Origin of the sequence: Vibrio salilacus, assembly GCF_002811245.1 — a bacterium.
Taxonomy (GTDB): Bacteria; Pseudomonadota; Gammaproteobacteria; order Enterobacterales; family Vibrionaceae; genus Vibrio; species Vibrio salilacus.
The window spans coordinates 1-16,954 of the sequence record NZ_NIVQ01000001.1 but is presented as its reverse complement, the minus strand read 5'-3'; the positions used below and the strand labels follow the sequence as shown (position 1 = coordinate 16,954).

12 protein-coding genes, 1 tRNA gene and 1 pseudogene are annotated in these 16,954 nt (G+C 40.8%); 12 read left to right on the top strand and 2 right to left on the bottom strand.

Annotated elements, in window-relative coordinates; all coding sequences use genetic code 11:
* Window positions 1-21: 21 nt before the first annotated feature.
* From CDZ87_RS00080 to gntR, 3 genes are all read left to right on the top strand, one after another.
* Window positions 22-522 carry a gluconokinase gene (locus CDZ87_RS00080; RefSeq protein ID WP_100751609.1) on the top strand — a complete coding sequence of 167 codons (501 nt, stop codon included), beginning with the start codon at window positions 22-24 and terminating at the stop codon, window positions 520-522.
* A complete protein-coding gene (gene gndA / locus CDZ87_RS00075) occupies window positions 519-2,012 on the top strand; it encodes an NADP-dependent phosphogluconate dehydrogenase (protein WP_100751608.1) in 1,494 nt (497 codons plus the stop codon). Before CDZ87_RS00080 ends, gndA begins: the two co-directional genes overlap by 4 nt.
* A 115-nt stretch (window positions 2,013-2,127) precedes the next feature.
* Entirely contained in the window at window positions 2,128-3,129 is a 1,002-nt protein-coding gene (gene gntR, locus CDZ87_RS00070) for a gluconate operon transcriptional repressor GntR (RefSeq protein WP_100751843.1), read from the top strand.
* A gap of 265 nt (window positions 3,130-3,394) precedes the next feature.
* Here the strand turns inward: gntR and CDZ87_RS00065 are convergent, their stop codons facing one another.
* A complete protein-coding gene (locus tag CDZ87_RS00065) occupies window positions 3,395-4,921 on the bottom strand; it encodes a DUF3612 domain-containing protein (RefSeq protein WP_100751607.1) in 1,527 nt (508 codons plus the stop codon).
* A 162-nt stretch (window positions 4,922-5,083) separates the two neighbouring features.
* Here CDZ87_RS00065 and CDZ87_RS00060 point away from each other — a divergent pair, with 162 nt between their 5' ends.
* Window positions 5,084-5,650, top strand: coding sequence for an aldolase/citrate lyase/malate synthase family protein (locus tag CDZ87_RS00060; RefSeq protein WP_100751606.1), 567 nt, complete (start codon window positions 5,084-5,086; stop codon window positions 5,648-5,650).
* A gap of 55 nt (window positions 5,651-5,705) precedes the next feature.
* On the opposite strand, the gene CDZ87_RS00055 is transcribed toward CDZ87_RS00060, so the two are convergent.
* The gene (locus tag CDZ87_RS00055) at window positions 5,706-6,410 is read right to left on the bottom strand and encodes a MaoC family dehydratase (protein WP_100751605.1); all 705 of its coding nucleotides are present in this window, start codon (window positions 6,408-6,410) and stop codon (window positions 5,706-5,708) included.
* 315 nt (window positions 6,411-6,725) lie between these two features.
* Between CDZ87_RS00055 and CDZ87_RS00050 the strand changes: the two genes are divergently transcribed.
* The 8 genes and pseudogenes from CDZ87_RS00050 (at window position 6,726) to CDZ87_RS00005 (ending at window position 16,865) form a co-directional block, all read left to right on the top strand.
* Window positions 6,726-6,816: transfer RNA gene (locus tag CDZ87_RS00050), tRNA-Ser, on the top strand.
* A gap of 733 nt (window positions 6,817-7,549) precedes the next feature.
* Window positions 7,550-8,212: pseudogene (locus CDZ87_RS00035) on the top strand (IS630 family transposase); the annotation flags it as partial.
* A 373-nt stretch (window positions 8,213-8,585) separates the two neighbouring features.
* Entirely contained in the window at window positions 8,586-9,149 is a 564-nt protein-coding gene (locus CDZ87_RS00030; protein WP_100751604.1) for a hypothetical protein, read from the top strand.
* A 60-nt stretch (window positions 9,150-9,209) separates the two neighbouring features.
* The gene (locus CDZ87_RS00025) at window positions 9,210-9,698 is read left to right on the top strand and encodes a hypothetical protein (RefSeq protein ID WP_100751603.1); all 489 of its coding nucleotides are present in this window, start codon (window positions 9,210-9,212) and stop codon (window positions 9,696-9,698) included.
* Entirely contained in the window at window positions 9,695-12,433 is a 2,739-nt protein-coding gene (locus tag CDZ87_RS00020; protein ID WP_100751602.1) for a TcfC E-set like domain-containing protein, read from the top strand. The genes CDZ87_RS00025 and CDZ87_RS00020 overlap by 4 nt, the downstream gene beginning before the upstream one ends.
* Window positions 12,420-13,157 (top strand): hypothetical protein, encoded by a 738-nt coding sequence (locus tag CDZ87_RS00015; protein ID WP_100751601.1) that lies wholly within the window; start codon window positions 12,420-12,422, stop codon window positions 13,155-13,157. Before CDZ87_RS00020 ends, CDZ87_RS00015 begins: the two co-directional genes overlap by 14 nt.
* Entirely contained in the window at window positions 13,154-14,176 is a 1,023-nt protein-coding gene (locus CDZ87_RS00010) for a hypothetical protein (protein WP_157806438.1), read from the top strand. Before CDZ87_RS00015 ends, CDZ87_RS00010 begins: the two co-directional genes overlap by 4 nt.
* Before the next feature lie 157 nt (window positions 14,177-14,333).
* Window positions 14,334-16,865: an Ig-like domain-containing protein gene (locus CDZ87_RS00005; protein ID WP_157806437.1), complete on the top strand. Its 2,532-nt coding sequence runs from the start codon at window positions 14,334-14,336 to the stop codon at window positions 16,863-16,865.
* The last annotated feature ends 89 nt before the right edge of the window (window positions 16,866-16,954 follow it).

Below are 16,954 nucleotides of genomic sequence, written 5' to 3'. Positions count from 1 at the left end.
GGCTAAGGATAGTATTGTCCAATGAAAGCAAAAAAAATAGTAGTGATGGGTGTATCAGGCTGTGGTAAAAGCTTGATCGGCAGCGAAATTGCAAAAGCCCTAGCGTTACCTTTTTACGATGGTGATGACTACCATCCCGAGGCTAATGTCGAGAAAATGCGTCAGGGTATGCCGCTGACCGATGAGGATCGTAGTGGGTGGTTACAAACGCTCAATCGTATTTATACCGATAACGACGCGGCAGTGATCGCTTGTTCTGCGCTCAAACCCGAATATCGTCAGGTGCTTCGTCACAATAACCCCGAGTTGGTGATTGTTTATCTTAAAGGCGACTTCGATACCATTTGGGCTCGTCATCAAAAGCGCGCCAATCATTATTTTAACGGTGAGTCGATGCTACGCAGCCAGTTCGAGGCTCTTGTTGAGCCGAGTTGTGATGAAGCACTGCATATCGATATTTCACTGCCGATTGAAGGTGTGCTTCAGCAAGCACTCCAAGCGATTAAGGAGCGTCAAGGATGAGTCAGTCCAATATTGCGATGATAGGCTTAGGTGTTATGGGCAAAAGCTTGGCGCTGAACCTGATTGACCATGGGTTTGATGTCTCGGGTTTTGATGTCAATCCGGTTCATCGTGACAAAGCCATTGCAGAAGCTGCGTTGGTGAGCCAAAAAGACCATAAAGGACGGTTTATCGCCTTAACGTCTTTGAGCGATTTATTGGCAAGCCTTGAGACACCGAGGGTGATCGCCTTATCGGTTCCTGCTGGGGAAATTGTTGATAACGTCATTGATGATTTACTAAACGCCGGTTTAGCCAAGCAAGATATTGTCATCGATACTGGCAATAGCTTATGGACAGATAGTGAACGTCGAGAGCAGCAATATCAGGGTAAATTGCGTTTTTTCAGTACCGCAGTGTCTGGAGGTGAAGTTGGCGCTCGAACTGGGCCGTCACTGATGGCTAGCGGCGAGCAATCAGCTTGGCAATATATTAAGCCTATGTGGTTAGCCATTGCGGCGAAAGTCGATAGTAATGGGCTTGCTGTGGGGCCGTTTGAAAGCGGTGAAGCATGCGCGGCCTATTTGGGGCCTGCTGGCGCAGGTCATTACGTCAAAATGGTGCATAACGGGATTGAATACGCCGATATGCAGTTGATATGTGAGGCGTATCATTTCATGGCGCAGGCGCTGAGACTAAGTGCTGCTGAGATTGGGCAGATATTCGGCCAGTGGAATCAAGGTGTGCTGAATAGCTACTTAATGGAAATTAGTGCTGAAATATTGCAAACAAGCGATCCCATTACCAATAAGCCATTGGTTGAGGTTGTGCTTGATAAAGCAGGGCAGAAGGGAACCGGGCTTTGGACGGCCGTTAATGCGCTTCAAGCCGGTGTACCCGCACCGACCATCGCGCAGGCCGTGTTTGCCCGCGCGCAAAGTGGCCAAAAAGCATTACGTTTGCAAGCGGAAAAACAGTTGAACACGCCACTCAAGCAAGTCAACTTCTCTGACGTTGATGCCATTTTGACACAACTGCATGATGCGCTGTTTTGTGCCAAAGTGACAGTCTATGCGCAAGGCTTTGATCTACTTAAAACCACCTCATGTACTGAACATTGGGCATTGGACTACGCCAACATCGCCAAGATCTGGCGAGCAGGTTGTATAATTCGAGCGCACTTCTTACAAGATATCACCAAGGCGTATCAAAATGACCCGGAGTTAGATAACTTACTGCTAGCACAAGACTTTGCCACTCAAATAGAGGCTAAATCTTCCGGCTGGCGCTCAACGGTAGCCAATGCGGCGATGTCGGGAGTGCCAATGCCAGCAATAAGTTCGGCGCTGAGCTATTTTGATTCATTACGCTGTGGTGTTCTACCGGCGAATTTGCTTCAAGCGCAACGAGACTACTTTGGGGCTCATGGCTATTCTCGGCTTGATGATGCCGAATCGAATCGTTATCACCTAACCTGGAGTGAAAACGAAAAACGTCAAATTTTACAATAAAATCAGCGCTCACCGACATGTGAGCGCTTTTTTGTTATCTAAACCAATAAAAGTTATTCTCGATGCAGGTACTATGTTACCAGTAACACAACATATCGATGATAAGAAAACCGTCATGGCCAACAAGAAAAAAAGACCGACATTACAGGATATAGCCGATAGAGTCGGTGTGACAAAAATGACTGTAAGTCGTTGTTTACGCGATTCTTCGCAAGTATCGGATGCATTGAAAGAAAAAATTAACCAAGCCGTTGAAGACCTCGGTTACATCCCGAATCGCGCCCCTGATATCCTTTCGAACGCCAAGTCAAATGCGATTGGTGTATTGGTCCCGTCTCTAACTAACCAAGTTTTTGCCGAAGTGATTCGAGGTATAGAGTCAGTGACGACGCCTGCAGGCTATCAAACTATGATTGCTCACTACAGCTACAGCACCGAGCTAGAGGAGCAAAGTATCGCTTCACTGCTCTCTTACAATGTTGACGCAATTATTTTGTCTGAGAACATTCATACTCAGAAAGCACGTAAAATGCTCAAAACGGCGTCTATCCCTGTGATTGAGATTATGGATAGTTACTCACCTCGTATTGAACAAGCGGTGGGCTTTGATAATGGCCAAGCATCACTTGATATGACCAAAGCTCTTCAAGCGAAAGGACGCAAGCGAGTCGCATACTTTGCTGCGCGTATGGATGAACGTACTCGGCTTAAATTACAAGGCTATCGGCGTGCGGTTGAGCAAGTTGGGCAGTTGCCGATCAGTTTACAAACTGAAGAAGCATCATCATTTACCTTGGGAGCGAAGCTTTTAGGTCAGTTGCTTGAGTTGCACCCAGATGTGGATGGGATTGTTTGTACTAATGATGATTTAGCGATTGGGGCATTGTATGAGTGTCAGCGACGTGGAATCAAGGTGCCGGAACAAATGGCCATTGCAGGGTTCCACGGTCACGATATTAGCCAAGCAATGATACCGAGATTAGCGACGGTCGTTACACCTCGTGAAGAAATCGGTCGTGTAGCAGCCAGTCAATTAATTGAGCGGTTAAAGGGCGCTGATAGTTGGCAAGACAGTATTGATCTTGGTTATCAGATCGAGTGTGGAGAGAGTATTTAAATTGCAATATGCAATGGCGAATATTTGCATTTTGCATTGAATTGCAACATGAAAAAGTATTATGCGCCTAGTTTTTGTGAAATGGACGGTTTTTTGTGCAAAATAGACGCTATACAGTGCTTTGAAAGTTGGCACGCTAAATGCTTAATATTAGTTGACCCTTATTAAGCCGAGGGTCACCTAGCCAACTGACGTTGTTAGTGAACCTATTTTGTTCACAAATATATATAGCCAATCACGATTGTTGTGATTGGCTTTTTTTCTATTAAGCGCCCGCGTCTTGGCAGCCGTTATAGCAACTAGGTTTTCTTGGGCATACTGCACCTCTTGAACAAATCACTCTGGCATCAGACTGAATACCTCGCTCTATCCAATTAATATTGAGAATTTTTGCGACGGTGGTGAATTCTTTCTGCATATGACGAGGAATAGGCGCACTGCCCCCATTGCCGACACACAGCGCTTTTAACTCTTCAGCTAATTCCAGTGAGTTTCCACCCTGAGCATCGATCGCTGGGTTTAAATCTATCCCGGCACACAGGACACGATTGTTTCCGGCAGGATCGGTCATGTTAACGGATTCACAGCAGTATATTCTTGGCTCATCACCCACATTAAGAATGGATATCTGGGCGGAGCTTCCCTGTTGTGGCTCAGAAAGACGACGAAAAACGGCCCAGTGCTGACAAGGATCATTCACTTTGCGCATATTCCCCCAAGGAAGCGGAATGCCATTACCACGGTAGACGGCTTTGAGTTTGTTCTGCCCATACGCATCAAAATAATGCCAGTGTGGGTAAGGGGATACGACGGTCATGCGACGCATAGCGACAGAAGGCGACACTCCAGCCTTTTGGTGCACATCAATTTCATAGCCACTGCGGTCAAGCAATTGCCTAAACGGGACTTTAGGGCAGAGTAGGGCTCCGGCGAAAAAACTCGACTCAAAATCACGCCACGCTTGCAAAATATCTTGTGAGTTTAGCTCTGATGTTGGCGTTGCTTGATCGTATTCTTCCCAGCTATTGGCATGGCCGACGGAAAGCACACTCTTTAACCCTTCTTTACTGTGCAATACGCAGTGACCTATATAGACAGATAAATCGTATTTGAGCCGAGTAGGGTAGTGCTTAAGGACTTCATTGAGAAATATTGTACCGGGTGGCTCAAAAAATGAGGTAACCACTTGTTTGGCGCTAACACCAAGTTCATCAACCACATCTTTCGGTGGACGTGAAATCCAACGTATCGTTAATCCCAAACTACGCGCGATATCCATGAGATCTTCTGCTGAGAGATTGAGTCGTTTCAGCCCGACTTCTTCGGCCGCGCGCTCAAGATCGGGAAAGTGATTTTGATTGCTCTCTTGGTGAGCGCGGATCAACAGATGAGCAAATTGGCGGCCAGTAATACCCGTTTGCGATAACATCTCGGGAATGGCGATTTGTAAGATGTCATTAGAAAACAAGAAACTCGGCTCTAGAGCCATGCCGCTGATGCCACCGCGGTTGCCTTTATCTGGGGTGATGTCAGCTTGCTCTGGTTCATCATCTAAAAACCAAGACGGATCCTTTTGGAAAACTTCAGCGATGACTTCCAACATATCAATACTAGGCACTCGTTTTCCGCGCTCGATCATCGAGAGGTAGGAGACCGAAGGTGCATATTCTGGGCTGACTCTAATGCAACGCGCAGAGAGATCCTCCATGGTTAAATGGTTGCGTTTCCTAAGATTTCGTATCTTAGTCCCTAAAAAATGAGATTGACGAATTAAGCTTTTTGACACGGCCATTTTGTAAAATTCACACTGTAAAATTTTTGTTGTGAAATTGTAGTCAAAAATTCACTAGTATACAAAGTAAGCAAAGTCACAAATTAGCAAAACAGTTAAATGCCAATTTGGAATATTTGCTCTAGGACTTAAAAGTTGTGCAATATCCGCGAGGGAAACGCTATGAACATGCTGACATTCGATAAGACTGAAATCCAAAAACAAAATAAGCCATTTATCGCTGAAGCAGTCTTCGCGGTAGAAACAAGCCAAGCGATGGAAAAACAAGTAAAAGCTAAACAGTTGCTTGATCGCCTGTTTCCGTTAGAGAACGGCTCGCACAAAGAAGTTACCGCTTACGTTATCGACTACCGCCACGTGATGGCATATTTCAAAGATGGTAGCCACAGTGGCTTAAAGCATCCAAAGCACTTTGTGGCTTACACGGGTGAAAAGGAAGATCCAGAATCTATCTTGTTCCGTGATGGTACAGGTAGCCATGTTGAGGTGACATTTGGCTATCACAAAGGGACAGGTTGTATTGAGTTAATTGACATTGAAGACATTCAATTGGAAACATGCACCACATTCCCGCAAGAGATGGCCGAAATGGCAGCAATGCGCCACTGGATCAGCCTAGTGAAAGGGGATGCGCATGGCAAACCGAGAGCATGTAAAGAAGAGAAAGAATACACGGCTAAAAATGGTGAGGATTATCCACTGGGATGCTGCTACACCGTTGGGCAATAAGCTAAGGCAAATAAAAAAGGATACCGCGAGGCATCCTTTTTTATTGTTTGAATATTTAGAAATGCAGTTGAATCACTGACGTAATCACGGCCCCTGGGCGACGAATACCTTCAATTTCAACCTTGATTTCGCGCTCTATTTCTAAGCCTTTACGAATTGGAGTAACTTTAGCTAAGGTGCTGACTGCACGTATTTTATCACCGGGTTTAACGGGATACGGAAAGCGCACCTGGTTTAAACCAATATTGACGACCATCTTAGCCGTAGGAAATAAGTTATTGTCTGGATCTACGCTGTCAGTCAACTTAGGCAACAATGCTAGCGTTAAAAAACCGTGTGCAATCGTCGTTTTAAAAGGAGACTCAGTTTCAGCACGCTCTGGATCGGTATGGATCCACTGCATGTCTTCAGTAACTTGACCAAACTGGTTAATACGTTCTTGAGAAATACTCAACCAATCGCCAGTATGAATCACTTGGCCGATTTGTTGTTGCAACTCTAGATAGACTTTTTTCGCTTCTGGCTTGAGTTCAAATGGTTTTGGCTGCGTAGCTTTGGGTTGATCAACTGGGAGTTGTATCTCGTCGTTGACTGCAGGTGCATTGAAATCACGTAGACGTGTAAACAAGTGGCGGTTATGAGCCTTGTTGACAATTTCTCCCCAGTATTCGCGTACAGTAGGGGTCATCCACTGCATAAATTCTGAATGCTGTTTAGAGTTTGTATCACCACGATGTTTAAATAAGTCTGCGACTTTCATAAAACCTCAGTTCTAAGCAAAATTACTCGGTTAATACGCCAATTTTGATACAGTTCACACTGTTGTGCAATTGTTTTCGAGCGTACAAGTGTTAACTGAACACTGTTTTATTTAATTAAATCATACAATTAAAAATAAAACACTATTTTATTGAATGCATAGAGCTAAAGTTGTTTGTGGATCTTTTTTAACAATGATTTAAACAAGAAGGGAACGGCCATGTCAATAACTGCTTATAATCTAAACACTTAAACTAGGTTGTATGAATTTATGCTTTACAACTCTAAGGGTTGAACCTAATATACCTACCGCACCGGAGAGATGGCTGAGTGGTTGAAAGCACCGGTCTTGAAAACCGGCGTACGTTAATAGCGTACCTAGGGTTCAAATCCCTATCTCTCCGCCACTTATTCTTATAAAAAAGCCTTTAATAATAAAAGGCTTTTTTCGTATCTGAAGCATAGAAAAGTCACCTAACACAGATAGGTGATACATATGTATTTGATAAAACTGGCTTCTGGCGTGTACTACACACGTATTGCCCCCCTGTTTTTCTACAAAACTCCCATGACTATCCGAAGGAAGTTCGCTTCTCTTTGCTCACCAAAACGCGCCGTGAAGCGATTAAACGCAACACTCGTTTAACCAGTGCTATCTGTTTCCTCTTCGACAGAGCACTCAATCAGTACATGCCATACAAAACGTTCAAAGCCATTATCGGAAATCGTCGGTCATGCTCATTCCAACATTACCTATGGTCGCTATGGTAAGAATACTGACTTGCAGAAGCTTCATGAAGCGGTGAATGCTTCCCCAACTATAGAGGTGAAGTATTCGTAAACTAGCAAGCTTTGAGCTTAAAGCGATTCTAGAAGCCATTGAACATGCTGATTTTACAAATAACTATGACTTTTTCAATCTGTTAACTTGCGGGATATCAATAGAACAAATTAGAGGAGTATAGACTCAGCTCAGCTTTGCAGCGTGACTCTTCTAAAACGATCTTCGATTATCCCTTCTTTCTTGAGCAAATTTACTCGAATGTTGAATCCTTCGACTCAGTGAAGGAGACTCTTGGATACGAATAAGTTGATACCCAAGCAATAGAGCGAGAAGATAAGCTTATATACACGTGATCATTAAAGATGCTTGATTTCTCATATAAGAAGCCGAAAAGTATACCGCACAAATTTAATCCAGAGATGCAGCAAGCCTTTATCGAAGATTACAACGAGACGCCAAGAAACAGCGAAGAGCCCGAGTTGTTCATGGATGCCGTTCATCCTACGCAGTCAACAAATCTCAGTTATGGCTGGATACGAAGAGGCCAAAACAACGTTATTGAGACAACAGGCCGTCGAACTCGCCTTAATATTATCGGTGCGTTGCCACTTCAAAATATTGGTGCAACGGTGACAGAAACGTATGACACGATAAACAGTGAGAGCATCGTTCATTTCTTCTGGAAGCTCAAAAAGGAGCATTATCCGTTGGAGCAAAAAGTTCACCTAGTTCTTGATGGCGCAGCCTATCACCAGTCAGAATTGGTGAAAAGTGCGGCAAAAGTGCTCAATATCGAGCTTCATTATTTACCGCCTTACAGTCCAAATTTAAATCCAATCGAGTGGCTTTGGAAAGTGATGAATGAGCATGTACGGAATAATATTTACTTCTCCTCCAAGTAAGCATTTACTTCAGCCATCAAAGAATTTTTCGATGTAACATTACCAGAAGTTGTAGGTTCACTCGTATCCAGAATTACGGATAACTTTCAGATTTTGAAACCTGCATCTTCAAGTTGAATGGGTATTATATCTCTTGAAAGTAAAAATAAGATTATTCTTATATATTTATTTTTTAATATATAGTTAAATAGATATCGCACTAAGGGTGTGAGTTTAAATTTACCACGTGATGGTTATATAACATTTTACATTATTGGATGATACGGAATTTAATTATTTCAATATTCCACTACACCTGGAATCTGGAGCTCTGTTGGCTTCGCCAGTTAAGTTCAGCGTATAGCTATAATCTTGTCTTAGCTCATTTAATGTTCTAGGAAGATTGAGTATGAAAGTAATTTATATTTCTGTATTCAAATAAGTCTATGTTATTGGAAATACATAGCTTACATCTAATAACTATCCCCTATAGAATTAAGGAGTATAACTAATGAAAAGAATATTAAGTAAAGTAGCCATAGCTACTGTAATTACAGGTGTAAGTATTTCAGTTTTGGCTGATAGTGCAGGTGGTGCTACTAGCCCTACTAGTGGCAAAGCTTCCGCCTCTTTTCAGTGGCTCGGAGCAGTGCCAGTGAAACCAATTTCCGGTAAATTTGAAATATATAATAAAGGCACTGTTGATTTTAATAATGCTTCATTATCGTTTCAAGAAAGTGAATCGGAACCTGGTAAATATGAAATAAGTGGTTCATCAGTTGTCTCCTTCGGGGTACGCGACGTTGATTCAAAGAAGGATGCTGCCTCATTTGACTACGAAGTACAAAGAGTACGTTACAGTGCTGGCGGATTCGCTCGTCCTGTCAATAGAACAAATCCTGAGTTCGTTGTTAAGGCGGAAGATACGGTATTGGTCGAGGGAACTCCAGTGTCACATAAAGTAGGAAAAGCAGTAAACTTGACAGTAGCGACACCAAACCCTACTGATGTTGTGAGGCAAGGCTCAGATGTCATTGTCACTAATGCCATCATTATTTCAAATGCTAAAATTTAGTACCCACGGCGAGCCTGTTTGGCTCGTCTCTTCTTTTTATTACAATTAGTCTGGTGAGTAATGAGAATAATAATAATAATAATATTATCTACTGGCTTATTGTTTTTTTCTTTTGGAGCATTCAGCGGCATTAGAAAAGATATTAACATCAGTGTATATATAACTAAAAAAAGCACCTCTAAAGAAGTTCAAATTTTAGGTGGTGATATAAAATATCAAGCCAATTATGATAGGAAGGCGCAACGATTCTCTCATTTATCAGTTCCATTTTCTATCCGCAGCCCTTTATCTGTTTCTGATTCATATGACCTAACTTTGACTGAATCTATACACTATTGCTCTGGCTCAGAAATAATGGTGCAAACGTATCTTGATGATGATTTTTTTAAAAAAAAAGATGTAAAGAAAAATCTGATATTTAATCATTCTGATGATACATATAAATGGCGAAAGCATATATTAGGATTTTCTTTTCCTCAGATAAAGCAAGGTGATAGTGAAATGCAGTGTTACGGCCTAGTTGGTCTTATGGTGGAGTTGACATTGTGAAATTTGTATTTGTTATCATTATCTTTATTAGCACTCAGACCCATGCGAGTAAAGCCTATTATCCTGAAGAGTTTTCAGATTTTTTCGATATTACTTTGAAAAATATAGATGTTGGAATTGCTGGTGAGCGAGAAGCTGTGCAGTTACCAGCTCTTGTTAACTTTGATACATTCAAACTTGAAGCAGGCAGTCGTGGAGAAGAAGCTCTATCGCATTATTTACATGAAAAAGGCCTGAAAGTTAAGTCAGTTAATGAAATATTATTGTCGGCAGAGCAAGGTATTCATACTGATGCCGCATGTATTAGCCGCATGGATAAATGTGTATTAAGTGTTGAAAATGGCGAACTACGTTATGTATTTGATTTTGATCGTGCAAAATTAATCATATTTGTTCCTCCACAGCACTTAAAAGACATTTCGACCGATGCTGAATACGAATCAGCGTTTAATCTGTCTCATAATGCGATGATTAATTGGTCACGTTTATATGTAACGAGCCATGGACATAGTGATGAATCGCTATCTTGGTCGAATGAGAGTCTGCTAGGTTTACCTATTGGCGCTATATTACTTGATACCCAATATTCTAGTTCAACTGATGATTTTACTATCTATAAAGCTATTTATGATTCTACAATTTCTGGCTACCGTTTTAAAGCAGGGAGCAGTCAATCTGCATTATCTTTTAATACCACTGATTACCTTAATTCAGGCACATCGTTATCGATGTATGGCGTATTTTTAGGTTCTAGTGCTAATTTACTCAAAGGAAAGTCAACCGAACGGCAACGTATATATTTTTATGCGCCACAAAGTGGGCAACTTGAAATATATCGTAATGATAGGCTGATTTTTACTCGAGTTGTAAGTGAGGGACGTCACCATATTAGCTACTCAGATCTACCGAGTGGAGTTTATGATATTCGCCTAGAACTTAAAGTCGCAGGAGAAGTGGTGGTCAGTGAAGATCGACTGATCGTTAACAATCAGATATTTTCTTTACCTGTAGGAGAGTGGGACTATGTGATTGGTGGTGGACGATTTAAAAATGATGATCGTGGCGATGAGTCTTATACTTCAGCAGCATTTTTTAGAGCAATGGTTAACTATCGAATTAGTGAGAATTTAATGCTAGGGGGGGTGAGTACTTTTCATAATAATGAACAGCAACTACAACTAGGGGGGCAATATTATTTTAATGACTTCTTGGGATTAACTTATAACGCTGAGATTTTTACAGGAGGATCAGCTTATCACTATGCATTTCTTAGTGCTGGACCTATCTATATAGATTACCGTAATTTTTATAATAATAGCGTTTATAGTGATAGTTTAGCAAACTATATGTATGGGCCATCAGGATTTTCTGATGTAGGTGTTGGGTTGGCAGGTAATTTATCAAATAAAAGTAGTGGTTATCTTTCTTATCAATTATATCAACGACAAGACTTAGATGGCACTAGGCATTATATTTCTGGTGGTATTTCTACACCAATACTTGGCGGTGATTTGATGCTTTCATCGGGTTATACCATTGAACCCGATGGGGGCGAAGAAATGCGAATTGACTTGAATTTGAGCTGGCAATTAGGCAGTAATTGGTCTGCACACGTTAGACTTGCCACTGATGAAAATGGATTTTCTAATAATTCGAATTACTTGAAAATTAATGGTCATACTGACAGATGGTCTGCCAGTGCATCACTAGGTACTATGGTGTCGAAAGATTACCTTGGCAATCATAATTTTACTCAAGATGTTTCAGGAACATTAAACGGCCATAATGACAATTTTAATGTATATGCCTATGCCCAAACAGGTAGTAAAGGTCCGAGAACTTTTTCGGCTACTTTATCAGGAACGCAAATGGTCTCAAGTAGTGGGATAGACTTTAGTTATGAAAAGGCAAGATCATTTGCCAAAATTACCACTGAAATTGATGATGTAAATAGTGAAGAGTCTATAAATAGATCGGTTCAATATAGTGTTATTCGTGATGGTGATTATCAAAGGCGTGGCTATATTCAGAAAAAAAATACGTTGATTAAAGTTAATGAGTACAGCCAACTGTCACTAAAAGTAGACGATGCAGGATATAACGTTGCTCTAGAAGGGGATAGCTTGGATGTCTTTGTCCATCCTGGTTCATTATATGAGCTGAACACTCATGTGATTCCTGTCAGAACACGGCTTGTTGTACTTGATGATATTTTTGGTGATCCCATCACTCAAGCACAATGCATCGGTGCTGGTTGTGTAAGCGTCGAACCTCTATCAAGTGATGGCGTTTTTCGGGTCCGTTATAAAGATAGTACTCCTTATCAGATCGTTTCACGTAAAGGTCTATGTCTTACTGAGGCGCTTCCCATGATTGGAGCAAGTAAAGGGTTTTGTATGCCAGGCATTGATGGTAGCTATGTATCATTTTCTTGGAAGAAATCTGAGTTATTACTTGATAATGCTTTAGATAATCAAATTTTAGTTTATTTGGGACGTTTTAATATTGATGCAGAGCTTGGATTTATGACTGATAGATTGAATGCTTTAGAACTGAAATATAAAGCAGTCTATTTGGATAAATTTGCCTATATCTATCTAGCGGATAATCACTTTTTCAACTCACAACAGCGAGCTTTCTTGGAGGAACTGGATGCCCATGTGATGCTTCAAGATGAGTCATTTGATCTGTTAACTTTTACCTCTATGTGGAGTGAAAATCATGGACATTTATAAGCTAATTAGCCTACTGATTTGTATACTTTGTTTGAGTACCCCTGCCCAAGCTATTCAAATTAGCTCATTAGCAGAGATAGCGAATGAACAAGGTGAGGCGGTCTTTACAGTGAAAAATACTGAGTTAGATAGAGTATTTCTTAATGTTGTAATGTATAAGTTGAGCGTTAAAAACGGGAAAATTGAAAAAACGGAATATACCCGAGAAAATTTGCAACAATGGAAGATCAATGTTTATCCTGCGCGGACTATAATTGAGCCTGGATTTGAAAAAGATTTTCGCGTGACTTTGGTTGCACAACCAAATCAACAGCGGAAAGAAGATGAACTCTATCAGTTAGCTTTTATCCCTACCCCATATTTTAAGGATGGTGACGATCATGCCAATCATGCTGTACAAATGGCTGTAGGCTTTGCCAGTCTATTTATTGTTCCTGGGCAAGATATCCAGCCGAAAATCAAAGCAGATTATGACGGGAAGAGTGTACAGTTAATCAATATTGGGCCTAACGCAGCGCGTGCCGAAATAAATTTCTGCACCGATCGAATGCCGTCTACTAATCGTCGAGACTGTCGACGCAATGTATATATTCTTTCTGGTCGAGAGTTGACGATACCTAAACCTGATTCTGTTCCAAGCGATAGCCACCGTGCCAAAGTTGAGGTTAAGTCGTTAAGAGGCTCACATAGTCAAATTTTGCATCTAGAGACTAAACCAACATGATGCGACGTCTGATAATAATGATTTCTGCTACCTTTTTTTGGTCGGTGTCAGCTTCGGCAATGACGTTTAAGGCATACATAAAGAGGAATGAAATTCAATGGAAAGATGTGGTTGAAGTTGATAACAATACATTTACGCCTTCTTTCTGGTACGTGGAGAGTGGATTGAAACCGACCCGTGAATGGATACCTGGCGGTCTTACTGCCACGAGCCCCTCCGAAGTGCGCCTAACATCAGGTAACGAGAGTGTTGTTCTACCATTAACAGTAAGTGGTTTTGAATACAATATTGGTTCTACGAATGCGGTTTTAGGTAGAACGCAGAGTGGACTATTATGTTCTGGCAATTACACAGCTGGTATTGTTAAGGTGATAGGTCAGGCAGGTTGTTTACATCCTCATGCTTTGATTACCACCAATGCGTATAATCCTTATAGTTTTATACGTCCATTAATTAAGATAGAAACAGAAAAGCTGTCAAAAATTTTCGAAGGCAAGCCGGCTGGTTATTATGTTGGTAGTATCGCTGTGGGTAGTTTTTATGACTATTATTTACCGTCATCATTGCGTACTCGGTATCATGCAAATTATCAGATCCGTTTTGAGTTTAACTTTCAACCAGCATTTGTTTTTTCAGTAGATATAACTGGTGAGTCGGAGTTAAAACCTCATTATTCCCCAAAAGCTGATTATGTATCTGGTGAAAGTGTATTTAATGGACGGGCAAGTGGGTGGTTTAGTGATGGTTTAATGATGACACTGAATCGTTCGCGTATTAACTATGAAATGAAAGGCCCTCAATTAACAAAGATACCCTATAGTATCGAATGTCTTGAATGTGATACACCGCTACTTGTTAGTAAAGGTTTAGTCAAGAATTATACTGCAACTGTACAGGGTAATCGAACAGAGGAAATCCCATTTCGTTTAAAAGTAAGTTTTACTGATATTGATTTATCAACTCTTGAGAATGGTCAATATAATGATACGTTTTACTTGATTTTTGAGCCTAAAATTTAAGGCGATCTATTATCTGGATAATATATGGCTTTAAAAATTATTATACCTATTCTTAGTATGGATTAAATTTAAACCCTATTGACTTCGTTAACAAACTTATTGAGTTTAATAGTGTTTTTATTCGTAACGCAAGAGGTATAAAATACAGGATAAGACAATGAGAAGAATATCACATCATGCAAGAACCTGGATGTTTTTACTATTATTAATATTATACGGCTGTGGCCAAGATGATAATAAAAATACTCATCCCTCCTTGCCTACAGCACAAGCCACACCTGTTGTTGCTAAAGATGGTTTTAAAGAGGTAACTCCGTCAGTCGCAAGCTATATTAATTTAAGCCAGTATGTGAAAGGCGGGAGTGGTTCTAACTTGCGTTTAGAAAATGTTGCTTTAAGTAATATCGATTCATACTGTGGTACACCCAGTGTCGATGGTCTAGGATTTCACACCACGGTTTCTTCTTCAGGGTTATGTGAATACCGATACACGGTTACTAATGGTGATAATGAAGCTGATGGTAAATTTGTCTTAATGTCAGCTGGAATTTTAGACGTTATTTTACCGCAAATACCACTGGCTATTGAAGTCGGGCAAATGAAGAAAGTAAACCTTAAAGAAGCTCTTAGTGATAAGTTTCCTATTGATACCATTCTTAATTCAGAAGTCATTCTATTAGGTAATGGAAATGCTATCGTAGATCAAACAACTCACTCGATCAGTTATACTGCGACAGCTACAGGGTTATCTCGAGTTTTGTATCGTTTAGAGGATCAGAAAAATACTGTCTATATCGGTTTTATCGATATTGCGGTTTCAAGTGCATTGAATCAAGCGCCGATAGCAAAAAAGTTTAAACTCAATAATAAGGTGCCTGCGGGTGTCACCGTTCAAATCGATGTTGGACCTCACGTAGAGGATCCAGATCAAGATCAAACATTACAACTAGTTGAAGTTCATAGTTATAACGCAGACGTTGCTTCGCTCAATCCAGAAGATCTTAGTAATACGAGTTTTACCTTTAAAGCAAATAATTCAGGGGTTTATTATGTTGCATACGTCATCTCCGATCAGTATGGCGGCTACGCAGTCTCACTGGTTGAAATTGAAGTCAAAGATGATCTAGGAATATGGCAAGGGATCCCCCTTCAAGGGCATTATTACTTTCCTGCAATAAAAGAAACCGAAGCGATAGAAAAGAAAATTGATTATTCAGGCGTTGTTACCGATGATGATTATACTCCTTCAGTTAAGCTAGCACAGCTTACCATCAATCAACTTAATGACTACTGCTCAACACTTAATTCTCGTATTTTAGAATGGAAAGATTGGCAAAAACTGATTAGCTCAACAGACATAAAAGTGAATCATAATTGGCCGACCAAGTATCCATATGTCATAAAAGACAAGGATTCTAAAGGCTATGTTCGTGTTTGGAAATCTGAATACAGTGAAAAAGCAGACTTGTCGGGTAAGTACAGCACGCTATGTGTTACCGATGTCGCATTATCTTATTTATCTAGTGAGTCAAAAACAGAAGCAGAAGCTGATGGAATGGATAAGGCTATCGTTGCCGTTCAAATTAGCAAACCGCTGAAAGGAGAAATAGTATCAGCGACGCTGAATGCAGACAGCAGTGCTAGCCTAGATGCACGAACGATTGAAACAGATTCTAATGGAGTTGTCCGCTTTAAGCTAACTAATATAAAGTCAGAAACCGTGACCCTTACAGCAGATTATAATGGTAAGACGGTAGCGATAAAAATACGCTTTACAGGTAGTATTGCCACTGCCGAGCTTACTTTTTTAACGACAACGGATAATCAACCCTATACGGGCGTTAATGAGGTTACCGCAATCCTCAAAGATAGCTTTGGTAACGGTATAAAGGGATATTCTGTAACAATGTATCCAATTACTGGCGGAACAAGCATAAGCATAGATATGGATGAAGAGACAGACAGCAATGGAATACAAAAAGCGAGGATAAGCTGGAAAGGGAGTGCCCCCAGTACTGACAGCAAGATTACTCTGCTCGCTTACTATACTCGTCCAGATTCACAGACGTTGTCTAAGACCAGCCAAGTGACATTTAAGGTGAGCGCTTTAGGCTCTGGGTTTACTGACATTTGTGGTGGTGCTATAAATGATAGGAATGAAACTAATGCAGCTGGTAAATGCTTAAAAATTGCCTCTATACAGCATGGCGGTGAGATCAATAAACAAACGAAATGGTTCACCAGTTCACCTTCAGTAGCACTTTTAGATTCACTTGGTTATAAGATCTATGATAGAAATGTTACCACCAATGCCAATGCCAGAGTATATCAGGATGCATACTTCAACAAAGAATTGGGTGCATCAATGGGCCTCTTTAGTAGTTTTTATAAAGTCAAGGATCAGCCAGGAAATTTTCATGAGCGCTGGTGTGCTCATATGGCGGAGGAAGGCTTTGCCGGAAGAAGTAATTGGCACCCTCCAAGTTCATCTGAACTCAACTTCTTAATAAAATATATGAGATCAATCGGAACAGGTTATACTCGCTTTGGATGGCCTCGAGGTTGGTATTTAACACCTGAAATTCAATCTTACAACAGCTATAAGTTTTCTGTTTCGCTTGATAGTGGCGCCAAGCATGCATTTTCGGGTTGGGAAGGTGGACATGCCTCTTGTGTTTCAGATTTATAGCGTTTTAGTGTGATGGTCTAATGGCTCCTTAGGGCTGTCTCTCATACAAAAATCCCTGAGCTATGCTCAGGGATTTTTTTTGAACTTAT

Coding starts and splice junctions, on each gene's coding strand:
- CDZ87_RS00080 (WP_100751609.1), top strand. CDS start 22: ATGAAAGCAAAAAAAATAGTAGTGATGGGTGTATCAGGCTGTGGTAAA.
- gndA (WP_100751608.1), top strand. CDS start 519: ATGAGTCAGTCCAATATTGCGATGATAGGCTTAGGTGTTATGGGCAAA.
- gntR (WP_100751843.1), top strand. CDS start 2,128: ATGGCCAACAAGAAAAAAAGACCGACATTACAGGATATAGCCGATAGA.
- CDZ87_RS00065 (WP_100751607.1), bottom strand. CDS start 4,921: ATGGCCGTGTCAAAAAGCTTAATTCGTCAATCTCATTTTTTAGGGACT.
- CDZ87_RS00060 (WP_100751606.1), top strand. CDS start 5,084: ATGAACATGCTGACATTCGATAAGACTGAAATCCAAAAACAAAATAAG.
- CDZ87_RS00055 (WP_100751605.1), bottom strand. CDS start 6,410: ATGAAAGTCGCAGACTTATTTAAACATCGTGGTGATACAAACTCTAAA.
- CDZ87_RS00030 (WP_100751604.1), top strand. CDS start 8,586: ATGAAAAGAATATTAAGTAAAGTAGCCATAGCTACTGTAATTACAGGT.
- CDZ87_RS00025 (WP_100751603.1), top strand. CDS start 9,210: ATGAGAATAATAATAATAATAATATTATCTACTGGCTTATTGTTTTTT.
- CDZ87_RS00015 (WP_100751601.1), top strand. CDS start 12,420: ATGGACATTTATAAGCTAATTAGCCTACTGATTTGTATACTTTGTTTG.
- CDZ87_RS00010 (WP_157806438.1), top strand. CDS start 13,154: ATGATGCGACGTCTGATAATAATGATTTCTGCTACCTTTTTTTGGTCG.
- CDZ87_RS00005 (WP_157806437.1), top strand. CDS start 14,334: ATGAGAAGAATATCACATCATGCAAGAACCTGGATGTTTTTACTATTA.